Origin of the sequence: Actinomyces sp. HMT 175 (genome assembly GCF_016694895.1) — a bacterium.
Lineage (GTDB): Bacteria > Actinomycetota > Actinomycetes > Actinomycetales > Actinomycetaceae > Actinomyces > Actinomyces oris.
Genome location: NZ_CP068012.1, coordinates 2,312,019 through 2,336,336, shown reverse-complemented (window position 1 = coordinate 2,336,336; position 24,318 = coordinate 2,312,019). Strand labels below are relative to the sequence as shown.

At 67.2% G+C, this 24,318-nt stretch carries 18 protein-coding genes; 13 read left to right on the top strand and 5 right to left on the bottom strand.

Features of this window, described 5'->3' with window-relative positions; all coding sequences use genetic code 11:
- Positions 1-56: 56 nt before the first annotated feature.
- The gene (locus JJJ14_RS09750) at positions 57-1,727 is read right to left on the bottom strand and encodes an asparagine synthase-related protein (protein WP_236592794.1); all 1,671 of its coding nucleotides are present in this window, start codon (positions 1,725-1,727) and stop codon (positions 57-59) included.
- A gap of 102 nt (positions 1,728-1,829) precedes the next feature.
- Here JJJ14_RS09750 and JJJ14_RS09745 point away from each other — a divergent pair, with 102 nt between their 5' ends.
- Both JJJ14_RS09745 and JJJ14_RS09740 read left to right on the top strand, forming a co-directional pair.
- On the top strand, positions 1,830-3,134 hold the full coding sequence (locus JJJ14_RS09745; protein WP_075378553.1) for a nucleotide sugar dehydrogenase: 1,305 nt from the start codon (positions 1,830-1,832) through the stop codon (positions 3,132-3,134).
- A 31-nt stretch (positions 3,135-3,165) separates the two neighbouring features.
- On the top strand, positions 3,166-5,232 hold the full coding sequence (locus JJJ14_RS09740; RefSeq protein WP_101558662.1) for a DUF6541 family protein: 2,067 nt from the start codon (positions 3,166-3,168) through the stop codon (positions 5,230-5,232).
- Positions 5,233-5,256: 24 nt separating this feature from the next.
- On the opposite strand, the gene JJJ14_RS09735 is transcribed toward JJJ14_RS09740, so the two are convergent.
- The 3 genes from JJJ14_RS09735 to rfbB all read right to left on the bottom strand — a co-directional run bounded on the left by JJJ14_RS09735 (position 5,257) and on the right by rfbB (position 7,141).
- Positions 5,257-5,598 (bottom strand): type II toxin-antitoxin system HicB family antitoxin, encoded by a 342-nt coding sequence (locus JJJ14_RS09735; protein ID WP_043538171.1) that lies wholly within the window; start codon positions 5,596-5,598, stop codon positions 5,257-5,259.
- A complete protein-coding gene (locus JJJ14_RS09730; protein ID WP_101558794.1) occupies positions 5,595-5,846 on the bottom strand; it encodes a toxin HicA in 252 nt (83 codons plus the stop codon). Before JJJ14_RS09730 ends, JJJ14_RS09735 begins: the two co-directional genes overlap by 4 nt.
- 299 nt (positions 5,847-6,145) lie before the next feature.
- Entirely contained in the window at positions 6,146-7,141 is a 996-nt protein-coding gene (gene rfbB / locus JJJ14_RS09725; RefSeq protein ID WP_101558661.1) for a dTDP-glucose 4,6-dehydratase, read from the bottom strand.
- A 411-nt stretch (positions 7,142-7,552) separates the two neighbouring features.
- On the opposite strand from rfbB, the gene JJJ14_RS09720 reads away from it, so the two are divergent.
- The 11 genes from JJJ14_RS09720 (at position 7,553) to JJJ14_RS09670 (ending at position 23,214) form a co-directional block, all read left to right on the top strand.
- Positions 7,553-10,033, top strand: a complete 2,481-nt coding sequence (locus tag JJJ14_RS09720) for an N-acetylmuramoyl-L-alanine amidase (protein WP_201444007.1) — start codon at positions 7,553-7,555, stop codon at positions 10,031-10,033.
- A 123-nt stretch (positions 10,034-10,156) separates the two neighbouring features.
- The gene (locus JJJ14_RS09715) at positions 10,157-12,202 is read left to right on the top strand and encodes a rhamnan synthesis F family protein (protein WP_201444006.1); all 2,046 of its coding nucleotides are present in this window, start codon (positions 10,157-10,159) and stop codon (positions 12,200-12,202) included.
- A 106-nt stretch (positions 12,203-12,308) separates the two neighbouring features.
- Positions 12,309-13,355, top strand: coding sequence for a glycosyltransferase family 2 protein (locus JJJ14_RS09710; protein WP_232211300.1), 1,047 nt, complete (start codon positions 12,309-12,311; stop codon positions 13,353-13,355).
- Positions 13,352-13,819, top strand: coding sequence for a GtrA family protein (locus tag JJJ14_RS09705; RefSeq protein ID WP_075374382.1), 468 nt, complete (start codon positions 13,352-13,354; stop codon positions 13,817-13,819). Before JJJ14_RS09710 ends, JJJ14_RS09705 begins: the two co-directional genes overlap by 4 nt.
- The gene (locus JJJ14_RS09700; protein WP_201444005.1) at positions 13,809-15,818 is read left to right on the top strand and encodes a hypothetical protein; all 2,010 of its coding nucleotides are present in this window, start codon (positions 13,809-13,811) and stop codon (positions 15,816-15,818) included. The genes JJJ14_RS09705 and JJJ14_RS09700 overlap by 11 nt, the downstream gene beginning before the upstream one ends.
- Before the next feature lie 35 nt (positions 15,819-15,853).
- Positions 15,854-16,696 (top strand): NAD-dependent epimerase/dehydratase family protein, encoded by an 843-nt coding sequence (locus JJJ14_RS09695; RefSeq protein WP_003787057.1) that lies wholly within the window; start codon positions 15,854-15,856, stop codon positions 16,694-16,696.
- 74 nt (positions 16,697-16,770) lie between these two features.
- A complete protein-coding gene (locus tag JJJ14_RS09690; protein WP_070510634.1) occupies positions 16,771-18,651 on the top strand; it encodes a rhamnan synthesis F family protein in 1,881 nt (626 codons plus the stop codon).
- Entirely contained in the window at positions 18,648-19,754 is a 1,107-nt protein-coding gene (locus tag JJJ14_RS09685) for an acyltransferase family protein (RefSeq protein WP_201444004.1), read from the top strand. The genes JJJ14_RS09690 and JJJ14_RS09685 overlap by 4 nt, the downstream gene beginning before the upstream one ends.
- A 184-nt stretch (positions 19,755-19,938) precedes the next feature.
- Positions 19,939-21,033: an NAD-dependent epimerase/dehydratase family protein gene (locus tag JJJ14_RS09680; protein WP_201444003.1), complete on the top strand. Its 1,095-nt coding sequence runs from the start codon at positions 19,939-19,941 to the stop codon at positions 21,031-21,033.
- 4 nt (positions 21,034-21,037) lie between these two features.
- Positions 21,038-21,904, top strand: coding sequence for an ABC transporter permease (locus JJJ14_RS09675; RefSeq protein ID WP_009747800.1), 867 nt, complete (start codon positions 21,038-21,040; stop codon positions 21,902-21,904).
- Positions 21,905-21,912: 8 nt separating this feature from the next.
- Positions 21,913-23,214, top strand: coding sequence for an ABC transporter ATP-binding protein (locus JJJ14_RS09670; protein WP_201444002.1), 1,302 nt, complete (start codon positions 21,913-21,915; stop codon positions 23,212-23,214).
- A gap of 27 nt (positions 23,215-23,241) precedes the next feature.
- Here the strand turns inward: JJJ14_RS09670 and JJJ14_RS09665 are convergent, their stop codons facing one another.
- The gene (locus JJJ14_RS09665) at positions 23,242-24,315 is read right to left on the bottom strand and encodes a glycosyltransferase family 2 protein (RefSeq protein ID WP_101558652.1); all 1,074 of its coding nucleotides are present in this window, start codon (positions 24,313-24,315) and stop codon (positions 23,242-23,244) included.
- Positions 24,316-24,318: the final 3 nt, after the last annotated feature.

The following is a 24,318-nucleotide window of genomic DNA, read 5'->3' as shown; positions in this document are numbered from 1 at the left end:
CGGCCTGCTGACGCTCTGACAGCGCCCGCATCGGGGACTCTGAGCTCTCAGAGCTCTCAGCTCATGGGGACGACGGGCTCGGCGCCCCAGGTCCCGTCCAGGAACAGCTGTGTCCACAGGCCCGTCGAGGTGGCCCCCCTGGCCATGCGCAGGATCTGCTCGGCGTAGGGCATGGGGGCGTTGAAGGCCTCGAAGGCCATGGGGTGGTGCAGCATGGTGCGCATGGAGACCGCTCGGGACAGCGCCGTGCGGGTGCCGGTGACGGTCAGTGCCGCCATGAGCGCTCGCCGCGGCCCAGCCGGGATCCGCGCGGCCGGCGCCTCGAAGAGCTGGGAGGCAGTGCCCGTCGCCTCGCCGTAGACCTCCGCCGTGAACTGCGCGTACCAGTCGCGAGTGGCGGTCAGCTCCTCCGATCCCCGCAGCCAGGCGTGCCACATCTCGGTGTCGAGCATCGGCAGCGCCCAGCCGTATCCGAAGGCCTCGTAGGCCTTGAAGGACTCGTTGATGTACTTGGCCTGACGTTCCTGGAGGTTGACCCACTCCAGGAGCTCCTGGACGCAGCGCCCGCCTCCGGACAAGTCCTCGCCCGGGTTGGTCGGGAAGGAGACCTCCTGGGCTCCCTGCACCACGGCTCGGCGCAGCAGGGGCAGGTGGCGCCACGCATCGCGGTCCCCCTGAAGCAGCGAGTGGTGGCGGGCCACGGCGGTGAGCACCTCGTTGCGTGAGGGGGTGCCCTCGAGCAGGTGCTCGTCATGCATGTTGCCGACGATCGTGTGGCCGGGCAGGAACACCGCATCGGTGTCGATCAGGGCCTGGCGGCGCATCTTGAGCAGGGCGTACCAGTCCTGGACGTGCGGCAGGGAGGTCAGGCCCCAGGTGCGCCTCTGGAAGTCCACGCCGTCGGGCCCGGCCCAGGTACGAGCCACCTCGGCGGGGTCCAGGTCGACCGTGAACCAGTCCAGCTCGAGCGCCTTGGCCACGCCCCGGGAGATGGCGACCTCGGAGCTGCCCGGCACCCCGTAGGTGAAGGTCACCACGTCGCGGGCTCCGTGGCGCTTGAGCCAGACGGCCAGCAGGCGGGAGTCCAACCCACCGGAGAGGGGAACGAGGATCTGGCGGCCGTCGATGTCCTGAAGGACGCGCTCGACCGCGGTGTCGAGTGCGCTGCGGAAGACGGTCGCGAACTCCTCTGGGGAGGTGATCGGGTCAGCGGCGTACCGGTAGGTCTCCCACGAGCGGCTGCTCCAGGTGCCGTCGGGGCGCAGCTCCACCACCGATCCGGCCGGAGTGGCGTAGACCTCGTGGGCCAGTGTCCGCGTCCCCGGTGTGAAGCCAGCGTGCAGGAAGACCTCGGCGGCCTCCTTGTCGCGCACCCAGGCCGGGGCGTGTCGGCGCAGCTCCTCAGGGTCGTCGCTGATGACCCAGGTGTCGCCCGCGCGGGTGAACAACAGGTGGTGGGAACGGGTGCGGTCCGTGGTCAGGCGCACGAGGCCGTCGTCGGCCTCGATGAGTGTCCAGGCCCCCGTGCGCCGCTCGGGTTGCTCGCGCCGCAGGGACTCCAGGTCACCGGACCCGGGCGGTAGCGGTCGCCACAGGTGGTACTGGGGCGCTGTGGGCGCTGAGGACTCAGTGTCCGCGGGACCACTCGTCCACGTCGGAGACGTCAGGTGAAGGCGGTATCCGGAAGGGGACGTGTCCGTGCGGTCCGTGTGGTCCAAGTCGTGCATGTGGACATGGTAAGCGCCGTATCATACGGAGGGCTGCTACCCGAGCCGCCACCTGAGCATCAACCTGAGCCTCAGCCTGATCCGTCGGAAGGACCAACCCGTATGCGCATCGCCGTCGTCGCCCTGGGCAAGATCGGACTGCCTCTGGCCGTCCAGTACGCAGACAAGGGCCACGAGGTCATCGGGGTCGATGTCAACCCCGCCGTCGTCGAGGCCGTCAACGCCGGAACCGAGCCCTTCCCCGGCGAGGCCCACCTGGCCGAGAAGCTCGCCGCCCTGAGCCCCGCCACCGGCAACGGTGCCCTGCGCGCCACCACCGACTACGCCGAGGCCATCCCCGAGGCCGACGCCATCGTCCTGGTCGTGCCGCTCTTCGTCAACGACGCCACCTGGGAGCCGGACTTCGCCTGGATGGACGACGCCACCCGCTCCCTGGCCGCCCACCTGACCCCCAACACCCTCATCTCCTATGAGACCACCTTGCCCGTGGGCACGCTGCGGGGCCGCTTCAAGCCCATGATCGAGGAGATCAGCGGCCTGAAGGAGGGGACCGACTTCCACCTCGTCTTCAGCCCCGAGCGGGTCCTCACCGGCCGCGTCTTCGCCGACCTGCGCCGCTACCCCAAGCTCGTGGGCGGTCTGGACGAGGCCGGCACCCAGGCCGGTATCGCCTTCTACGAGTCCGTCCTCGACTTCGACGAGCGCGACGACCTGCCCCGCCCCAACGGCGTGTGGGACATGGGCACCGCCGAGGCCGCCGAAATGGCCAAGCTCGCCGAGACCACCTACCGCGACGTCAACATCGGCCTGGCCAACCAGTTCGCCGTCTACGCCGACAAGGCCGGCTTCGACATCGAGCGCGTCATTGAGGCCTGCAACTCCCAGCCCTACTCCCACATCCACCGCCCCGGCATTGCGGTGGGCGGGCACTGCATCCCGGTCTACCCGCGCCTGTACCTGTCCACCGACCCCGACGCCTCGGTGGTGCGCACTGCCCGCACCTTCAACGCCACGATGCCCGCCTACGTGGTGGGTCGGGCCACCGAGGTGCTCGGCTCGCTCAAGGGCCTGCGCGTCGTCGTGCTGGGGGCCTCCTACCGCGGCAAGGTTAAGGAGACCGCCTTCTCCGGGGTCTTCCCCACCGTGGAGGCCCTGCGCGAGGCCGGCGCCGAGGTCCTCGTCCACGACCCCATGTACACCGACGAGGAGCTGGCCGGCTTCGGTTGGACCCCCTACCACCTGGGGGAGCAGGTCGACGTCGCCATCGTCCAGGCCGACCACCCCGAGTACGGCGAGCTCTCCGCCGCCGACCTGCCCGGGCTGCGCCTCCTGCTGGACGGGCGCCGCGCCACCGACGCCTCCAAGTGGACCGGTGTGCCGCGCCTGACCATCGGCGGAGGCGAGTGACCCCGCAGGCGCTCTGAGGTCGGCAGGAGGAATGACTGCGAGCGTGGCGGCGGGGCTGTCCGGAGACTCCGGCTGGATCCTGACGGCCGCCACGCTCGTCGTGGCCGGGCTGCTCCTGGTGCCCGGCTGGATCGTGGGACGCTCGGCGCGCCTTGCCGCACTGCCGTCGCTGGCGGTGGCTCCCGCGCTCAGCTCGGCGATCATCGCGGCGGCGGAGATCCTCGCCCACACCCTCGCGTTGCCCTGGCTCCCCTGGGGGTGGGTGGTGATCGCCGGCCTGACGGCGGTCGTGGTGTTGATGGCACGTCTGATCGTCGGTGCTCCGCCGGAGCGTGCGCGACGAGCGGCGTCGCAGGGCCGGGCCGAGTGGGTGATCCTGGCTGCAGGCCTGACCGTGGCCGTTGCTGTGCCGGCCGGGGTGATTCTGTCCGTCCTGCCGGGGCCCGGCTACCCGGCGCAGGTCTTCGACGCCACCTTCCACCTCAACGCGGTGGCGGCCATCCGTGAGGGCGGCAACGCCTCCATGCTGGGGGGCCTGTCCGCCCTCTACTCCGGCCGCACCGTCTACTACCCCACGGTCTGGCACGGGGCGGTGGCGCTGGCACCGGGTAGCCCGGCCCCGGTCAGTACCGCGGGGGTGCTGGCCCTCGCCGCGGTGGTCTGGCCGCTGAGCCTACTGGGGTTGCTCGCCCGGGCCGCAGGTCTTGACGCCGCCCGGGCCTCGGAGACGGACCGAGCCCGCCGCAGGCAACGGACCTGCGCGGTCGCCGTTGTGCTCGCGCTCAGCGCCGCAGTGGTGGGCTTCCCACTGCTGCCCATGACGGCCTTGGCAGTGTGGCCCTACGCCCTGAGTGTTGTGGGGCTTCCCGGCGTCCTCGTGCTCTACGACCTGCTGCGTCAGGAAACCGCCTCGTGGCGCCTGCGTCTGGTACTGGTCCTCCTCGCCTTGGCCGCCGCCGGCGGCGTGGTGGCGGCGCACGGCACCGGCCTGTTCAACCTCGCCGTCTTGAGCCCACCCTTCTTGGTCAACCTCCTCGTCTCCCGATGGCGTCGCAGCGCCACCAAGCGGGGCGGCCGCGCCCTCCTGGTGGTCGGAGCGGTCGCGTCCGTGCTGGTCCTGGCCATGGGGGCCTGGGTCATGCGCGCCTCCCTGGCCTCTGTCCTGGGCTATCAGCGCCCGGCCGGGGGAGTGGGCGGCATCGTGGCGACCCTGGGGCAGGCGCTCATCGACCTGCCGATGTATGGGGCGGTCCCGGGGGCCTCCCTGCCTGTCGGGATCGTGTTCGGCGGACTCACCCTGGCGGCGGCATGGTCGGCACGTGCACACCGGGATCAGCGCCCCTGGCTCGTCATGTGGCTCCTGTCGCTGCTGCTTGTGGTCCTCGTGGGGGGACCCCAGTGGGCCGGCCGTCAGCTCGGGGCGCCCTGGTACCTCCAGAAGGCCCGGATCCTTCCGCTTGTCATCCTGCCGGCGCTCGTTCTCATGGTGCAGGCCGGGGCCGGGCGGCCTGGGCGACGACTGTGGGGGTTGCTGCGTCGACTGGCCTCACGGGTTGGCGGGGCCCGGCCGCAGCGTGCGGCGGTGGCCATGCTGGCAGCGCTTGTACTTCTGCCGGTGGTGGCAAGGGTCCCCCTGGAACGCAACCTCGTCGCCTCCGTCTACGACCCGCAGCGCATCAAGTACGGGACCTTGCTGACCGAGGACGCCCTGGCGCTCATTGAGCGCTCGAGGAGCGTCCTGCCTCAGGACGCGGTCGTCCTCGGAGCGCCATCGCGAGGGGCCGCCCACCTGTGGTCCTTGGGCGGGGTCCACGTCGTCTACCCGACGCGTGACCAGACAGCACCTGGAACCCCGGGTGCGACCCTGCCCTCTGCCTGGCCCACCCTGGGGCAGAAGGACTCGCGGACCTGCGCGCTCCTCAACCGGCTGGGGGTGCGCTACTTCTACAGCAGTTCGGACGCCACGGCCGCGGGCTCTGTGGCAGGAGCAGCCCCCCTGCGCTGGGACGCCCCGCTGACCCGGATCCCCAGCGAGGGGCTCGAGCTCATCGACTCCCAGGGCAGCACCTCACTGTGGCGCATCACCGCCTGTGACTGAGGGGGCTTGCTCCACGATCCTGAGTCAGGAGACTGAGGCCAGCTTTCGCACGACGTACTGATTCAAGCTGGTGGACTGCTCTGCTGCTTCCATGGCCAGACGTCGGTGCAGGTCCTCGCCGAGGCGCAGCTGGAACTTACCCGAGTAGTGACGGGTCGATAGAGGCTCTGGCACCGCTTCCCCCGACGCGAGGAGGTCGGCGACCACCTCGCTGACAAGGTTGCGTAAACCAGACAAGGCCAGCTCAGGGGTTCCGTCGAGCCAGGAGAGTGAAGGAAACTCAACGCAGGTGGCAACGAACTCGTCATCCTCCGCTGACCACGTCACGCGGAAGCTGTACCTTGCAGTGTCGATGGCTGTACTCATGTCTCCGTCTCTCCCTTCTTCTCGATGGCGGCGAGAACCTGTCTCACTTGATACGGCTTTGCCCGCCCATGGTCATTCTGGATGTTGACACGAGGATCTCCAGGCCAAGGGGTCTTGAACACTGCATGCGATCCGCCGGAACGTCGAGGCTTCCCGAAGTAGTGCTCACAGACCTTCATGAGTTCTGTGTAAGCGATTCCGCGGGGGTTGTCCTGCATCTTGGCGAGGAGCTTCACGACGCTTGACATCGCGACATGATACCACATGTAGTATCACTGCTTGTGGTTGCTCCTCTCGGACGGTGCTGTCGGCTCCCAGGTGGCTCGGATGGTGCTCAGCGGCACGGTAGGCCGATCGGCACCGCCATGATGAGGGGTGCCATCCAGTGCAACGGCGTGACGGTGAGGGAAATTGCTCCCGAGTTCCCGAGGTGGGCCGTGGTGGCCGGATCGGGAGGTGGGACGCAGGGCGGGAATGCGTGTGGGGCCCCGCGGGGACCCCACACGTCACGGCTTATCGATGGCGGCTCGATGGCGGCGCTGCCCGGTCACTGCCCCTGGGCGGCGTACTTGGCCTCGACCTCGGCCTTGAGCGGGCGCCACCAGGCCTCGTTGTCCCGGTACCAGTCGATGGTGGCCTGCAGGCCGGAGCGGAAGTCGGTGAACTTCGGCGCCCAGCCGAGCTCCTCGACCAGCTTGGAGTTGTCGATGGCGTAGCGCATGTCGTGACCGGGGCGGTCGGCGACGTGCTCGTAGTCGTCGGGAGCGTGGCCCATGAGCTCCAGGATCAGCTCGACGACCTCCTTGTTGTTCTTCTCGCCGTTGGCGCCGATGAGGTAGGTCTCGCCGATGCGGCCCTTCTCGATGATGTCCCACACGGCGTCGTTGTGGTCCAGGACGTGGATCCAGTCGCGCACGTTCTCGCCGGCGCCGTAGAGCTTGGGGCGCACGCCGTCGATGAGGTTGGTGATCTGACGCGGGATGAACTTCTCGATGTGCTGGTAGGGCCCGTAGTTGTTCGAGCAGTTGGAGATCGTCGCCTCCACGCCGAAGGAACGCACCCAGGCGCGCACGAGCAGGTCGCTTCCGGCCTTGGATGAGGAGTAGGGGGAGGAGGGGTTGTAGGGCGTTGTCGGCTCGAACTTCGCCGGGTCGTCCAGCTCCAGGTCCCCGTAGACCTCGTCGGTGGAGATGTGGTGGAAGCGCACCTTGTGGCGGCGCACCGCCTCCAGGAGGGTGAAGGTGCCCACGAGGTTGGTCTGGATGAAGGGGGAGGGGTCGCGCAGCGAGTTGTCGTTGTGGGACTCGGCCGCGAAGTGGACGACGACGTCGGCCTGGGCGACGAGCGGGTCGACGACGTCGGCGTCGGCGATGTCCCCGACGACGAGCGTGACGCGGTCGCCCAGGTCTGCCAGTGAGCCCTTGTTCCCTGCGTAGGTGAGCTTGTCCAGGACGGTGACGGTGGCGTCGGGGTGGCGCACCAGGGTCTGGTGGACGAAGTTGGCGCCGATGAAGCCGGCGCCTCCGGTGATGAGGACGTGCATAGAACTCGCTCCGATACGTGGGAACTGCGGGCGCTGAGCGCCCATTCTGGCCGACGCCATCATGCCACAGGAGCGCGCTCGAGCCCACGGGCGGCTGCAGAGCGCGACTCCCGGGCCGGCGCAGTCGGACCGAGAGTCCTGGGGTGGTGAGACCGGATTGCAATAGACGTGCCGTGAACCGGTAAAACCGCGGAGCCTCAAGAAAAGGTGTGGGGTGCGTTGGTGGTCTCCGGGATTTTGGGTGCCGATGCAGCCGGCGCCGTCAAGGACCCTCCGTGACATTCAGTAAACTATCAGCAATCTCTTGGAAATTGCTCAGAAATTTGATTTCGTGCCTCTCGAGGGAGCGCGTCGTCGGTTGTGATGGTGAGGCCTGATGGACGCCCGTCGGTATCACCTCAAAGGAACCCCATGAACGTCCCTCGCGCACTTGGTCGCATCGCTCCCCGCGGCGGCCATCGCCTCAGTGGCCATGCCGGTGGTCTCAGCGCCCGCGCACACGCGTGCCGCTCCGCCGGGCTCATCGCCCTGACCTCGCTGCTCCTGTCCAGCCTGGTCCCCGTGGCCGGTGCCGCTCCAGGCGCCGGCGACTCCGGTGGTCAGGGCGAGGCCCCCGCTCCGGTGCAGATCCTCGACCTGACCACCGCTAGCGGGCAGGCCACCGAGGTGGCGCAGTCGGGGCTCGACGACGTCCAGGCCTCGCCGGGGCAGGGCTCCGGCTCGGGGTCGCGCGATGGGGCGGGCGCCCAGACGCCAAGGCCGTCGACCGAGGATGCCAGTGGCTCCGATAGCGCCGCCTCGGCGAGTGCGGCGGCGGTGCTCGGCGCAACCGCCACCGTGACCGCCCTCGCTCAGACGATGGGAGCAGCCGGTGCGCCGGTTCCCTCGATCCTGCCGGCGGCCACGGATCCGCAGGCGGACGCCGCCTTGCTCACCGACCCCCTCGAGGTCGACCGCTTCTTCGTCGCCGGCTTCACCTGGACCGGCGGCGCCGACCTGCCTGACGGCGTGCGCATCTACCTGCGCGTGCGGGAGAGCGGGAGCTGGTCGCCCTGGTACCTGAGTGAGGCGGCCGACTCCGGCCGCGACGACCGCGCCACCCCCGGCACGGGGGAGTTCGTCACCGGCGGGGCCGACGCGATCCAGGCCTCCGTCGTCGGCAGCTCGCTTCCCGCCGGGCTCAAGTTGGCCCTGGTCCCCTCCCGTCCCCAGGGCGAGGAGGTCCTCGGTGCAGACGACCTCAAGACCACCGAGGCTGCACCGACCCCCGTCATCGAGGATGCCTCCGCCACTGACAACCAGGGCACTCATCTGGATCCGGCCGCCATGACGCTGCCCACGAGCCCCGCGCCGGTCGCCCAGCCGGCCGCAGCATCGGTTGCTTCGCCAGCCACTGCACCAGCCACTGTGCCTGTCGTCGCACCGGCTGCGACGACCGCTAACGGCCTGCCGGTCGCGGTGACCACCCGGGCCGAGTGGGGGGCCAATGCCTCCTACATGAGCTGGGATCCCGAGTACGCGAGAGCCGGCCACGTCGTCGTCCACCACACCGCAGGCACCAACAGCTACTCAGCAGGCCAGTCCGCCTCCATCGTGCGGGGCATCTACTACTACCACGCGGTCGTCCTGGACTGGGGCGACATCGGCTACAACTTCCTCGTCGACAAGTTCGGCACCGTCTTCGAGGGGCGCTCCGGCTCCGTGGCGGCACCGGCCGGCAGGATGAGCATCGGGGCGCACGCCCGCGGCGTCAACACCGGCACCATGGGCATCTCCATGATGGGGGACTACAGCACGGTGTCCCCCTCGGATGCCCAACTGAGCTCCGTGGGCAAGATGGCCGGATGGTTCCTCAAACGAGCCGGCATCTCCGATGTCACCGGCTGGGCGGGCCTGCACGTGTGGACCACCGAGCGCTACCAGGCCGGCTCCACCATCTCCATGCCCCGCATCCTCGGGCACCGCGACGTCGGCTACACCACCTGCCCCGGCAACGTCGGCTACTCCAAGCTCGGCACCATCCGCGCCATCGCCAAGGCGCAGGGCTCCTCCCCGCAGGGGGGAAGCAGTGGTGCGTCGTCGACCGTGCCCCAGGACCATCCGGGAGCCGTCGCCCTGCGCAGCGCCCTGGGCGCCAACGACTGGATCGGAGCGGCCACCTCCGGCGTCCAGGCCTCCACCAAGGGTGGGGTGTTCCAGAGCTTCGAGCACGGGGTGGGCTACTGGAGCCCGGCGACCGGTGCGCAATTCGTGGGTGAGCCGGTGCTCAGTGCCTGGGGCGCCTACGGATATCAGACCGGGTCCATGGGCTACCCGCGCAGTGGTGGCGTGGTAGGAGTCGGCGGCAGCCGTCACCAGATCTTCGAAGGCGGTATCGCCTACTGGCGCCCCGGGGGCCGGGTCAGCTTCATCCACGGCTCGATCCTCAACGCCTGGGCCGCCGCCGGCTGGGAGCGCTCCTGGCTGGGGCTGCCCACCTCCAACGAGACCGCCTCCACCAAGGGTGGAGTGTTCCAGCGCTTCGAGCGCGGGGTGGCTTACTGGAGCCCGGCGACTGGTGCGCAGTTCGTGGGTGAGCCGGTGCTCAGTGCCTGGGGCGCTTACGGCTATCAGACCGGGTCCATGGGCTACCCGCGCAGTGGTGGTGTGGCGGGAGTCGGCGGCAGCCGTCACCAGATCTTCGAAGGCGGCATCGCCTACTGGCGCCCCGGGGGCCGGGTCGGCTTCATCCACGGCTCGATCCTCAACGCCTGGGCCGCCGCCGGCTGGGAACGTTCCAAGGTGGGGCTGCCCACCGGGCGCGCAGTGCGCCAGGCCGACGGCACCACGACCCAGACCTTTGAGAAGGGCAGCATCTCCGTGGCGCCCAACGGGAAGGTGACCATCCGCTGACATCCCGCACCGGGGGAGCGGCGAGGCGGCCAGAAGTGCATGAGACAGCTCATGAGACACTGGCCGCCTCACCGCTTCCTTACCAGCCGCCTTCATCGACCACCTGCCGGGAAGGACCTCCACATGAACCGAGGACTCGTCTACTTCCACTTCGATCCTCATCATCAGGTCCGCGACTACGTCGTCGCCGCGCTCGGCTCCCTGCGGCCCCACGCCGACCACATCCTGCTGGTCTCCAACTCACCCATCAGTGAGGTCGACCGCGCCCGCCTGGCGACCTGCTGTGATGAGATCCTTCCGCGTCCCAATGAGGGGCTCGATGCCGGCGCCTACCGAGCCGGCCTGGAGCACCTGGGCTGGGAACGGCTCGCCGACTTCGACGAGCTCATCCTGACCAACCACACCTACTACGCGCCGCTGCGGCCCTGGGAGGAGGTCCTCACCCGCGCCGCGGGCTGGGGCGATATCTCCTTCTGGGGTATGACCGAGCACGCCACCATGCGCCCCCACCCCTTCCTCGCCCAGCGCGAGCTGCCCCGCCACCTCCAGTCCCACTGGATCGCGGTGCGCCGCAGGCTCCTGACGGACCCGGCCTTCCGGGAGTACTGGGAGCAGATGCCGCCGGTCTCCTCCTACCGCGACTCCATCCAGTGGCACGAATCGCGCTTCACCGGCCACTTCGCCGAGCTCGGCCACACCTGGCAGGTCGCCTTCCCCGTGGACCGCTACCGCTCGGAGAACCCGGCCATCGAGGAGGCCCCAGCGCTGCTGGCCGACGGCTGCCCCCTGCTCAAGCGCCGCGCCCTCTTCCACGACCCGCTCCACCAGGACCGCCAGGCCGTCGTCGGCGGGGAGCTGCTGGAGGCCGCCGCCCGGGCCGGCTACAGCGAGGACCTCATCCTGTCCGACGTCGTCCACACCGCGGCCGCCCGCGACCTCATCGTCAACGCCGGCCTCACCGAGGTCGTGACCGGGTGCGTCCCCGGGGCCGCGGGGGCCGGTGCCGAGACGAGCTCGCCTGAGCGGCGGCCCTCGGGCTGCGTCGTCGTCCACGTCCCGGCCGGGAGGGAGGCGCTCGAGCGCGCCGAGGCCGATGGCCTGGCCCGGCGCCTGGCGAGCCTGCCGGCGCACTGGCGGGTCGTCGTCACCTCGCCCGAACGGCTGGATGCCGCCGACCTGGAGCGGGTCACCGGCCGCCGTCCCAGCCAGGAGGACACACAGGAGGACTCAGCGCACGGGGAAGGGGATGTGTCCTTCCGCTTGGTGCGCGACCTCGACCCGCGGGGCACGATCGCCTTCCTCACCCAGTGTGACGACCTCTGGGATCCCGGACGCGGCGACGACGGTGACGAGGGCGGCGACGGTGGCCCCCTGGTCCTGCGGATCACCGTGGGGCCCCCGCCCGTCCCCGGTACGCGGGCCGACGACGTCGCCCACCGGCAGGCGCTCGACTGCCTGCTGGACTCGCCGGGGTACACGGCCGGCCTCATCGACCTCTTTGCGCGTCACCCCGGCCTTGGCGTGGCCATGCCCGCCGCCGGCCACATCGGGCAGGCTCATGGAGGACCCACGTGGGACGGGCTGGCCGGCGCCGCCAAGGCCCTGTCCCGGCGGCTCGGTCTGAGCGCCGAGCTGGATCCGCTCGCCCCCGTGGCTCCTCCCGGCGCGATGTTCATGGCCCGCCCCGAAGCGCTGCGCACCCTGAGTGAAGGGGCCAAGGAGCTCGTGCGGCTGACCGACCAGGCCGCCGGCGGAGCCAAGCAGTCCGCCGAGCGCCTCAGACGCGCCCGCGCCGCCGAGGTGCTTGAGCTGCTGACCGTCTATGCGGCCATGTCCAGCGGCTTCCACCCCCGCGAGGTACTCACTCCGGTCTGGGCCGGGCGGCTCTACGGGGCCCTGGCCTACAAGCATCGAGTCGTCACCGCGGACCTTCCGGCCCACACCGATGAGCAGGTCAGGTTCCTCCAGGCCCGGTTCGGACCGCTGGCCGGAGTCGGCGCCCGGGTGCGCACCTACGTTGACGTCCACCACCCCGACATGGGCAGTGCTCTCAAGCCCGCCTACCGCTACCTGACCGGTGGGGCCTCGGGCCTGGCGCGCGCCGCGACGAGTGCCGGCAGGCGTCTGCGCGGTGTCGGCCGCCATCGGGAGGAAGACAAGGGGGATTGAGCGAGGTGTTAGCATAACGAGAGGTGCTCCCCGCACCTCCTGCCGGCATGGTCGGGTATGCCCCTTGGAGCCCCTGTTGGAGCCCCTGCCTCGATCAATGAGTCACGTGAGGACCTTTGACCTGTCCATGAAGAAGATCAGCGTCGTCATCCCCAGTTACAATGAGGAAAAAAGCGTCAGGTTGATGTATGACCGACTGAACTCGGTATTTCACACGCATCTTCCTCAGTACGACTACGAGATCATCTTCGTCGATGACTACTCGACGGACGGCACCCGCGATGCGATCCGTGCTCTGGCGGGTGAAGACAAGCGGGTGAAGGCCGTCTTCAACGCCCGTAACTTCGGTTTTCACCGGAATGTCTTCTCGGCGCTCACCTACGGCTCGGGGGATGCGACCTTCATGCTCTTCGGCGACCTCCAGGACCCTCCGGAGAACCTCCCGGAGTTCGTGGCCCGCTGGGAGGCCGGAGCCAAGGTCGTCATCGGGCAGAGGAGATCCTCTGATGAGGGCTTCATCATGACGGGATGCCGTCACCTCTACTACAAGCTCATCGACTGGTTCGCCGACACCCCTCAGATCGCGCGCTTCACCGGATACGGGCTCTACGACGTCGAGTTCATCGATGTTCTGCGGCAGATCGGCGATATTCAGCCCTACTTCAAGACGGTGGTCGCCGAGTACGGGATCGGGCTCGAGATCGTCCAGTACGATCAGGCCCAGTCCTCCCGAGGAAAGTCGAACTTCAACTTCCTGCGCAACTACGACTTCGCCATGCAGGGCATCACCAGCTCCACCAAGCTGCTGATGCGCATGGCCACCTTCGTGGCCACCTTCGTCGGCATCATCTGCCTGGGCCTGGCCACCTTCGTCCTGGTCAAGAAGCTCATCGATTGGAACGCCTATCCAGTGGGTGAGGCCTCGCGCACCGTGGGCCTGTTTTTCCTGGGCTCCATCCAGTTGTTCTTCATCGGAATCCTGGGCGAGTACATTCTCAGCATCAACGGGCGCGTCGTCAGCAAGCCTCGCGTGGTCATCGGTGAGCGCCTCAACTTCGGGCCCTCCGAAGGTCCTTCGAGCTTCGGAGGCGGCCCGGCGTCGTCGCAGGCGGGTCCCTCCGCGCAGGAACGCCCCGGCGGGAACGCCTCTTGAGCACCCTCCAGGAGAAACTGCGTCCCCTCCTTGCGCAGTTCGGGCGATTCCTCGTCGTCGGCGGCATCTCCTTCAGCGTTGACTTCGGCCTCTTCACCGTGCTGTACGGGCTGGGCGTACCCCACCTCATCGCCAGTGCGACATCCTTCTCCACCTCAGTGGTCCTCAACTACATCCTCTCCAGGCGCTACGTCTTCGAGGCGCAGGAGAATGTCAGTGTCCTCAAGGAATTCACGCTGTATGTTCTGCTCAACGTCGTCGCACTGGGCTTGAACACACTCATCCTCTACGTCTGCGCCGACCTCGCCGGCATGAGCCCCTTCCTGGGGAAGATCCTCGCCACGGCGATCGTGCTCATCTACAACTTCATCTCCCGCAAAGCCCTCCTGGAGCGTCTCGGCGCCTCCGGCGGGGCGACCACTGTCCACCACCCCGATGAACAGGCAGGCTCTCGTGTCCGGTAAGTCCGCGAAGAACAAAACGAGTCAGGTCAAGAACAACGACGCCGAGAAAACCGATCACGACTCCACGCCGCAGACCCGCTCCGCCGCCGGCCTCGTCACACGGATGCGCGCGCTCACTGAGACGACGAGCGATCAGGGACGCCGGCTGGTCGAGCGCGTGGTGGACAGCCGCCTGGGCTCCTGGTGGAGCAGTACCGAGCGTCCCGGCCTCGTGGACTGGGCGCTGCTGGGCATCATCCTGCTCGGCGCCTACGCCTTCTTCCTCTACGGGGACGTGCGAGCCACCTTCGAGCACTCCTTCAACTTCCTGGACTCGGTTCTTCAGGGGAGGATCGGCGACTTCTACCGGATCGCGATCGAGCACACCTCGACCGGTCACCCCGCGGTCTACGACATCCCGCTCTACCTGCTCTTCGGACTGTGGAACCTGCCGACCTACATCATCTACCGGATCACCGGCTTCCAGTACCTGCTGTCGACGCCGGCGCAGCTGTGGCTCAAGACCATGATGGTGCTGGCCGCGCTTCTCGCCGCCAAGGTGCTGGTGGATATCGCGCGTGACCTCGGCGTCAGCCGGCAGCGCAGCAAGTGGGTCGCCTTCTTCTTCCTGTCGTCGATGACGTTGTTCGTCCCGGTCTTCGTCATCGTCCAGTACGACATCATCATGATCGTCTTCATCCTGCTGGGGCTGCGCGCCTACCTGCGTGGCCGGCTGGGCAGGTTCCTGCTGTGGTTCGCGATCGCCAACACGCTCAAGCTCTTCGCCCTCTTCATCTTCGTGCCGCTCCTGCTGCTGAGGGAGAAGCGGCTGCGCGTGGTGGCCCTCCAGGTCGTTGTCGGGCTCATCGGTCTGGTCGGGTGCCGCGCCATCTACCACGGCAACGTGGCCTACAAGGCGTCCACCGGCGGATTCATGAGCAGCATGCTTCAGAGGCTCACGGCCGTGGGGGTGCCGTGGCAGAGCAGCATGATTCCGATCTTCGTGGTGTTCATGGTCGGGATCGTCATCTTCGCCTACCTGCGCCGCCCTCAGGGGACGAAGGCCTTGGCGGCCGACGCGGTCTACATCTGCATGGCCATCTACCTCGTCTTCGCCACGGTCGTCCCGCTCAACCCCTACTGGGCCGTCATGGTCTCGCCCTTCGCGGTGCTCATCATCTTCCTCAACCCGCGTCACGTGCTGCTCAACTCTGCTCTTGAGGTGGGTGTTGGAACCGCGTTGTTCCTCATGTACACCTTCACCGGTTTCTCCATGTACAACCGGTCGATCCTCGATCAGCTGCTCCTGCCTCACCTGATGACTCCGACGGCGCAGCCCCGGTATGAGACCCCCGCGCAGTTCCTCGACGTCATGGGAATCAGCCGGCAGGGCTCCTTCATCGTCGGCTTCATGATCGCCTGCGCTCTGGCGTTCCTCTTCATCAACTTCCCGCGCACCGAGATGGTCGAGAAGCTGGGGCAGGGCGAGCGGGTCCCACGCTCCGCGGCCTGGTCGCGTCTGACCATGCCGGCGGCGTTCAGCGCGCTGGTGCTGCTCCCCTACTTCGTGCCGGCTGCTCCTGTGGCGTACTCGGCGGTCACCGACACCCCTCAGGCGGGGAGCGTCAACATCCTCGGCGATGGGGCCGGGGTCTCCGAGACCATCACCCTGCCGTCCACCGTGGAGGTCAGCTCCCTCAATATCGCCTTCCTGGCCGGAGACATCCAGTGGCTCGACTCCTCGGTGGTCAACGTCGAGGTCACGGACGCCTCCGGTGCCCGGGTCTTCAAGACCGCGGCGCCGGCGAACTCCCTCCATGAGGGTCTGCACGAGTTCCCGGCCAAGGGACTCGTCCTGCGCGGTGGCGAGAAGTACACCGTGACGATCACCAGTGAGCTGACCGAGGGCGGCAGCGCCGTCGTCGAGATCAATCCCGCGGTCGACCAGTTCCCGACCACGGAGAACGGAACCACCGTCAACGGCGATCTCCTCATGTCCATCAACGGCAGAACCAAGTGATTGCTCCACAACCGCACCTGTTAGGATCCAGAACCATGGCAAAGACAGTTCTCGTCACTGGAGCAGGCGGCTACATCGGTCGCCACGTCGTCACCGCGCTCCTGGAGCGCGGCCTGGACGTCAAGGCCCTCGACCTGCGACTCGACGGCGTCGACGAGCGGGCGGAGAGGCTTACCCTGGACCTCTTCTCCGGGGACGCCGACATCTACGACCAGATGGGACGCCCCGACGTCGTCCTGCACATGGCCTGGCGCGACGGCTTCAAGCACGCCTCGTCCGCCCACATGGACGACCTGGCCAAGCACGTCAACCTCATTGAGAACCTCTATGCGGGCGGTCTCAAGCAGCTCGCCGTCATGGGCACCATGCATGAGGTCGGCTACTGGGAGGGTGCCATCGACGAGAACTCCCCGTGCAACCCCGCCTCGCTGTACGGCATCGCCAAGAACGCACTGCGGGAGACCACCTTCCTGTCGGCCAAGGCACACGACGCCGTCGCCCAGTGGATCCGCGCCTACTACATCGTGGGCGACGACAAGTTCGGCAACTCGATCTTCTCCAAGCTCCTGGAAGCCGCCGAGGAGGGGCGCACCACCTTCCCCTTCACCACGGGTAAGAACCGCTACGACTTCATCTCCGTGGACGAGCTGGCCACGCAGATCGCCGCGATCGTGGACCAGACTGAGGTCGACGGCATCATTAACGCCTGCACCGGTGAGCCGATGAGCCTGGCCGAGCGCGTCGAGGCCTATATCCGGGACAACGACCTGGACATCACCCTGGAGTACGGAGCCTTCCCGGACCGGCCCTACGACTCGCCGGGCGTGTGGGGTGACCCGACCAAGATCCGCCGTATCCTCGCCTCAAGCGCGGGCTGACGCGCCCGGGAAACCCTATTACTCCGCTCTCCCGCTACGGTGAGCGGCTCGAACCACTGCCCAGAAGGGACATTATGGCAACGCTCGGCCAGGACCCGAAGCGACTCGGGATCTTCTTCTTCTTCGACGCTCAGGGCATCGTGGACTCCTACGTGGAGACCCTGCTCACTGACATGGTCAAGAACCTCTCCGAGCTGGTCATTGTCGTCAACGGTGAGTTGACCGCCAAGAGCTATGCCAAGCTGACCGCCTTCACGGACAACATCATCCTGCGGGAGAACAAGGGCCTGGATGCCTGGGCCTACAAAACGGCCATGGAGAGCTACGGCTGGGACCGGCTCGTCGAGTTCGACGAGGTCGTCCTGTTCAACGCTACCATCATGGGACCGGTGTACCCCTTCGAGGAGATGTTCACCGAGATGGCGGGTCGAGACATCGACTTCTGGGGAATCACCTGGTTCCATCTGGCTCCCGGAGACCCCTTCGGGCACGCCCTGGAGGGGTACCTGCCCCGTCATCTTCAGTCCCACTTCCATGCCTACCGGCGTTCCCTGGTCTCCTCCAAGGCCTTCCAGGACTACTGGGACAACCTTCCTCAGATCAATTCCTACGAGGATTCCGTGGGGCTCCACGAGGCGCCCTTCACCCAGCGCTTCGAGCGGCTGGGCTTCACCTCTGACGTGTATGTCAATACTGAGGACCTCGAGGGCTTCACCCTGCAGCCCATCCTCTTCGCCCCCAAGCAGCTCATTGCGGAGAGGCGCTGCCCCATCTTCAAGCGCCGCTCCTTCTTCCACAGCTACGAGGACGTGCTTCACCAGGCCGTGGGTAACGCAACCGTGGAGCTCTACGAGTACCTGCGCGACCACACCGACTTCGACACGAACCTCATCTGGGACAACGCCCTGCGCTCGATGAACATGGCGGACCTGGTCAAGAATCTCCAGCTCACCTACGTCCTGCCCACGCAGGCGGTGGCCCGCGAGCCCAAGCCGCAGAAGGTCGCTCTCATTGCGCACCTGTACTACATGGACCTCCTGGAGCCCACGCTCGCCTACGCCCGGTCCATGCCCGAGGGGACGGATTTCATCCTCACCGTCGGTTCTCAGGAGAAGGTGGAACTGGTGGAGGAGGCCTGCAAGGATCTCCCCTACAACGTGACCGTGCGCCTCATTGAGAACCGGGGTCGGGACGTCAGTGCGCTCCTGGTGGGGTGCAAGGACATCGTCAGCGACTACGACCTCGTCTGCTTCATACATGACAAGAAGGTCACCCAGCTGAGCCCGTACACCGTGGGCGAGGGCTTCGCCCGCAAGTGCTTCGACAACCTTCTCCCGACTCGAGAGTTCGTCGAGAACGTCATCTCCACCTTCGACTCGGAGCCCCGACTCGGTCTGCTGTCGCCGACCCCTCCCAACCATGCCGACTACTTCCCGATCTACTCCTACAGCTGGGGGCCGAACTTCGATCGCACGAAGATGCTCCTTGAGAAAGAGTTGAATCTGAGTGTCCCGCTCGATGCTCACAAGGAGGTCATCGCCCCGCTGGGCACCATGTTCTGGTTCCGGCCGGCCGCTCTCAAGCCGCTCTTCGACCACGACTGGCAGTGGGAGGACTTCCCGCCTGAGCCGAATGACATCGACGGGACCATCCTCCACGCCATCGAGCGCGCCTACGGCTATGTTGCGCAGGCATCGGGCTACTTCTGCGGATGGCTCTTCTCCGACTCCTTCGCGAGGATCGAGCTGACGAATCTGTCGTACTACACCAGGGAGTTCACCACCGCGGTGTCACAGCACTGGGGGGTTGACGTCGAGCAGCGAATGGTCCAACAGATCCGTAGTGCTCGCAGCACTCGTCAGCAGGTCAAGGATCAGGTCAGCCGCTGGATCCCGACCGCAGTGCGCTCACCCCTCAAGAGTGCCTACCGCCGAGTCAGGAGGATCGGGGAGTGACCGAGACGGGCGGGTCGGCGGGGGCGGCGGGTGTCAAGCCGGTCACCAGGAAACGGACCAGGATCTTCTACCTCGATCTGGTCCGAGCCTTGGCAGCGCTTCTCATCGTCCTCACCCACTTCAACAACCCCTACCTGGCTGATGGCGGCTACGTCCTGACCAACTTCCCCTTCGGCATCTATGTGGGTGGGTTGGGCGTCTCCTTGTTCCTCATCATCTCCGGGGCCGCCCTGACGGTGACCTATCGGAGACCGATCAATCTCAAACGGTTCTACTGGAAGCGCTGTCTCAACATCTACCCGATGTTCTGGACCGCCTGGGTCCTTGCGACGCTCTACTTCTTCGTCACGACCGGGGGGCGGCCGCCCAACAGTGCCCCGACCCGCTCCCTCATCTTCACGGTCCTCGGCGTGGACGGCCTGGTCGCCAACTTCCAGGTGCGTACCGCCTACCTCCTGGGGGAGTGGTTCCTCGGGTTCATCCTCCTGTACTACCTCGTTTTCCCAGCGCTTTTGTGGGCCATCGACCGCTTCCCGGTCGTCACCGGCGTCGTCATCCTGGCGGCCTATGCCGCCACCGTGATCGTCATGCAGCGCTACTTCGCGGGCTACCCCTCGGCGATGATCCTCACGACCAGACTCCCCGAACTGGCCTTCGGCAGCTACTTCGTCCTCTACGTCCGCCGGGTTCACTGGGCCGTCGTCATTCCGGCAGCCGCGGTCCTGGCCGTCTCGGCGATGCTCCCCGAGGAGATCCCCGAGGACGTGGCCACCACACTCGTCGGCATCTCGGCCTTCCTCATCCTCGTGGTCGTCGGTCGCTATGTGGCGATCCAGCCGGTACGTGCGCTCGTCGACCTGATCGCCAAGTACTCCTATCCGATCTTCCTGGTCCACCACGTCGTCATCATGGTCCTCTTCGAGAAGATCAACGTGGCGGGCTTCGTGCCGGTTCAGCGCTACACGATGCTGGCCGCGACCTGCGTCATCGTCTTCGGCCTGTCGGTGGCGCTGGTGAGGATCACCGACCACATCGTCGCTTTCGTCACCAAGGCCTTCAAAGGCATGAGCTGGCATCCCGAGGTCTCCGAGGTCGAACGCTGATATGTTCGGCGTGCGGCTCCGGGCAGGGACGAGCTCGTGTCCAGCGCCTCTGAGGCGTGTCGAAGGCAACGGCGGCCGCCGGCCCGCACGGCTCCGGGAACGCCGAGAATAGTGACGAGGCCGTTGTACGACGCGTGAGAGCTCGTCCCACCGCCCCGACTCGACTACACCAAGGGAGACCCTCGTGACCCGTACCTGCCTCGTGACCGGTGGTGCCGGATTCATCGGCTGCGCGATCTCGCATGACCTGGCGGACGCCTTCGACCGTGTCGTGGCCCTGGACAACATGCACCCGCAGATCCACCCCTCCCAGGCTCGCCCTGCCGAGCTCGACGAGCGCGTGGAGCTGCGCCGCCTGGACGTGTCCGTCGCCGAGGACTGGGACTCGCTCCTGACCGAGGTCGCGCCGGATGCCATCGTCCACCTGGCGGCGGAGACCGGGACTGGCCAGTCCCTCACCGAGGCCTCCCGGCACGCCAACGTCAACGTCGTCGGCACCACCCAGATGCTCGACGCCCTCGTGCGCCACGAGATCCGTCCCGACAAGATCGTCCTGGCCTCCTCCCGGGCCGTCTATGGCGAGGGGAAGTGGATCGATGCTGCGGGACACCCCTCCTACCCCGGGCAGCGCACCCACGCAATGCTCGAGGCCGGTCAGTGGGACTTCACCGGCCTGACCCCCTCGGTCCAGTCCTCCGCCGAGGTCAAGGCCTCTCCGGCCAACGTCTACGCCGCCACCAAGTTCTGCCAGGAGAACCTCGTGACCTCCTGGTGCGGCTCCTTCAACGTCACCCCGGTGCTCTACCGGCTTCAGAACGTCTACGGACCCGGCCAGTCCCTCATCAACCCCTACACCGGTATCGTCTCCCTCTTCGCCCGCCTGGCCAAGCAGGGCCAGTCCATCCCGGTCTACGAGGACGGCCAGATCGTGCGGGACTTCGTCTTCATCGACGACGTCGCCTCCGCCATCGTGGCCGGCGTCCTGCACTCGCCGGCCACCTCCACGCCCTACGACATCGGCCTGGGGGAGCGGACCACCATCATGCAGATCGCTCAGACCATCGCCGAGCACTACGGAGCGCCCGCACCGCACGTCACCGGCCAGTTCCGCGACGGCGATGTGCGTGCCGCCTGGGCGGACACCGCGCGTGCCCGCCAGGCGCTGGACTGGGAGCCCCGGGTCGGCGTCACCGAGGGCATCAACCGGCTGTGTGACTGGATCGATGCCCAGGAGGGGGCGGTTTCCCCAGCGCCCACCGGCACTGCGACGGAGGTGTGAGCCTATGAAGCTCTCTCGACTGCTCCGCTCGGAGGATGCCCGCCAGACGCTGGACCTCACCCTGCGGCTGACTCAGCGCTCGGTCTCCTCGGAGTTCAAGGGCACGGCCCTGGGGCGCCTGTGGTCATTCATCAACCCCCTGGCCACCATCGCCATCTTCGCCCTCATTTTCGGCGTCGTCTTCCGCGGAGGCGTGGAGCCGGGCCGCAACTCCGGCATCAACTCCTTCGCGCTGTGGATCGGCATCGGGGTGCTCAGCTGGACCTTCTTCTCCAGCGGCATCATGGCCTCCATGAACGCCCTCGTGGACAACGCGGGGCTCCTCACCAAGGTCTACTTCCCCCGCCAGGTCCTCATCTACTCCGCGGTCCTGTCACTGGCCGTGGACTTCGCCTTCGAGCTGCTCGTGCTGGTCATCATCGCCATGATCTTGGGAGGGCCGGGAGTCCTGGCGATGATCCCGGCACTGCTCGTCGTCACCGTACTGGTGGGGATGTTCGCCGTCGGACTGGGCCTCATGCTGTCCATCGCCACCGTCTACTTCCGGGACCTGGGCCACCTGTGGCAGATCTTCAACCAGATGTGGATGTACGCCTCCGGGGTCGTCTTCCCCCTGACCATGGTTAACAAGGTCCAGAACGACCTGTTCGACAAGGGCTGGCAGGTCAACGGCGGGCCGATCCCGCTGACCACGATCCTGCGTCTCAACCCCGCCGAGACCTACCTCGAGGCCTTCCGGTCCTGCCTGTACGACTTCGCCTTGCCGTCGCAGCCCGTCTTCCTGGCCTGCCTGGCATGGGCGATCGTCATGCTCACGTTGGGCCTGGTCTTCTTCCGCCGGCACTCGGCGAGCATCGTTGAGGAGCTCTGACACGCCAGATGACCGCATCAACCGGATCGTCCGCATCATCACTCACGTCGTCGGTGCCGGCTGCCTCGGCAGCATCCTCTGCCGCGTCGGCCGTGCGCATCGAGGACGTCTCCAAGCGCTTCCGGATCTATCACCACCGCAATCAGTCCCTCAAGGGCGCCGTCCTGCAGCGGGGCCGCGGCGTCTACGAGGACTTCTGGGCGCTCAAGGACATCACCTTCGACATCCCCGAGGGCAAGACCTTCGGGCTCATGGGACACAACGGCTCAGGCAAGTCCACGCTGCTCAAGTGCATCGCCAAGATCCTGGCTCCCGATTCGGGCTCCATCACCGCCCGGGGGCGCATGGCCGCCATGCTGGAGGTCGGCTCGGGCTTCCATCCCGAGCTCTCCGGGAGGGAGAACATCTTCCTCAACGGCGCCATCCTGGGGATGAGCCGCAAGGAGATCGAGGCCAAGTTCGATGACATCGTCGACTTCTCCGGGGTGGGTGAGTTCATCGACCAGCCGGTGAAGAACTACTCCTCGGGCATGTACGTGCGCCTCGGCTTCTCCGTGTCCATCCACGTCGAGCCGGAGATTCTCCTGGTCGACGAGGTCCTGGCCGTCGGCGACATGGAGTTCCAGGAGCGGTGCATGGACAAGTTCGCCGAGTTCCGCGAGGACGGTCGCACCGTCGTCGTCGTCTCCCACGGCCTGGAGCAGATGCGCACCTTCTGCGATGAGGTCGCCTGGCTCGACCACGGCCACCTCAAGGAGGTCGGCCCGGCCCCAGAGGTCATCGACAAGTACTCCGACGTCACCCACGGAGCCAAGAAGGTCAAAGAGGGCCAAGGCACCCGCTTCGGCAGTGGTGAGGCCCAGATCCGCCGCATCGAGCTGCTCGACCGCACGGGCCGGCCGGCGACCTCCATGCGTACCGGGGACGAGGCCACCATTCGCCTTCACTACCACTGCGAGGAGACGATCGAGAAGCCCGTCTTCGGCTGCTCCATCGACACCCGTGAGGGCATCTTCGCCTGGGGGCTTCACGGCCTCGACGACGGCTTCCAGCCCGAGAGGATCGAGCCGGGGGAGGGGACCGTGGACATCTCCATCCCCGCGATGATGCTACGGCCGGGTGCCTACCTCATCTCCGCCTCCATCCAGCCCTGGCAGCTCTCCAGCGTCATTGACGCCTACCAGAAGGCCACGGCCTTCGACATCATCCCCGGGCCGCGCATGGAGTCCGGGGGCCTGGTGGCCCTGGGGGCCCACTACGAGCGGATCGACCCGCCTCGCCCCATGGTCACGCTCACCAAGGACGACTGAGGCTCGGCGGGCGGTCAGTGCCGCTACTCAGCGTCTCTGCATCTTCTTGACCCCTTGGGCCACAGTGCGGAAGAAGGGCTTGGCCGTGGCCTCCACATGGTCGACCTTCAGGTTGATCTCATAGGCGTGCATAAGGACCTGGCGCATCGTGTCATGCAGGTCGCCGATGGTGAAGCGTAGGTCGTGCATGGCCTTCTTAAGGTGCGCGATCTCCTCGTCCTGCTGCTCCAGCCTCTTCTGGATCCGGTGGTAGTACTCCGCTGAGACGAGCAGGAGTCCGAGGTTCTCGGAAGCGGCCGCCACGCCCTGCGGGGAGGACTCGGTCCCGGTGCAGCTCACGGACAGACGGGCGTAACGGTCCCGGATAGCGAGGTTGTCGGTGCGGTGGTGGGCGGCGTCGACGACGACGGAGTTGCCGATCGTCCCGTCGGTGGAGTCACGGTGGTGCCAGTGCGCCAGCGGTTCGTCACTGATGAATCCCACCGGGGAGGTCGCCAGCAGCCGCAGATTGAAGTCCCAGTCGGCCTGGGTCAGCAGGGTGCCGTCCCAGTGGCCGATGCGATCGGCCACCTCACGGCGGATGAGCTGCGAGATCGGCGGGACGTAGTTGGCCACCATCGTGTCGATGAGGGTCCAGCTCTCCTTGTCCTGCGTCATCACCCACCGGCCACGCTCGGTCAGGCCCTCGTCGGTGACTATCTCATCGACGACGTCGCAGCGCGTCGCCACAGCGCCGTGCTCGGGGTGGTCATCGAGGTGGGCCACGCAGGCGGCCAGGAAGCCGGGCTCCCAGGAGTCGTCGTCGTCATGGATCGCGAAGAACTCGCAGGAGGAGACGGCCAGACCGTCCTCCAGGGCGGCCTCGCGCCCGTGAGAGGTCTCGTTGGTGACCACCCGGGTGCGCTCCCTGAGCCACTCGGGAGCGCTCTCCAGAGCGCTGTCCACCGACTCGGTGCTTCCGGCGTCATTGACGATGACGAGCTCGAGGTCCTGGAAGGACTGCGCCCCGACCGACTGGAGTGCGCGCGTCAGCAGCACGGGACGGTTACGGGTCCGGGTCACCACGGTGACTCGGGGGGATTGTGCGGCGTGTCCAGCCATTGT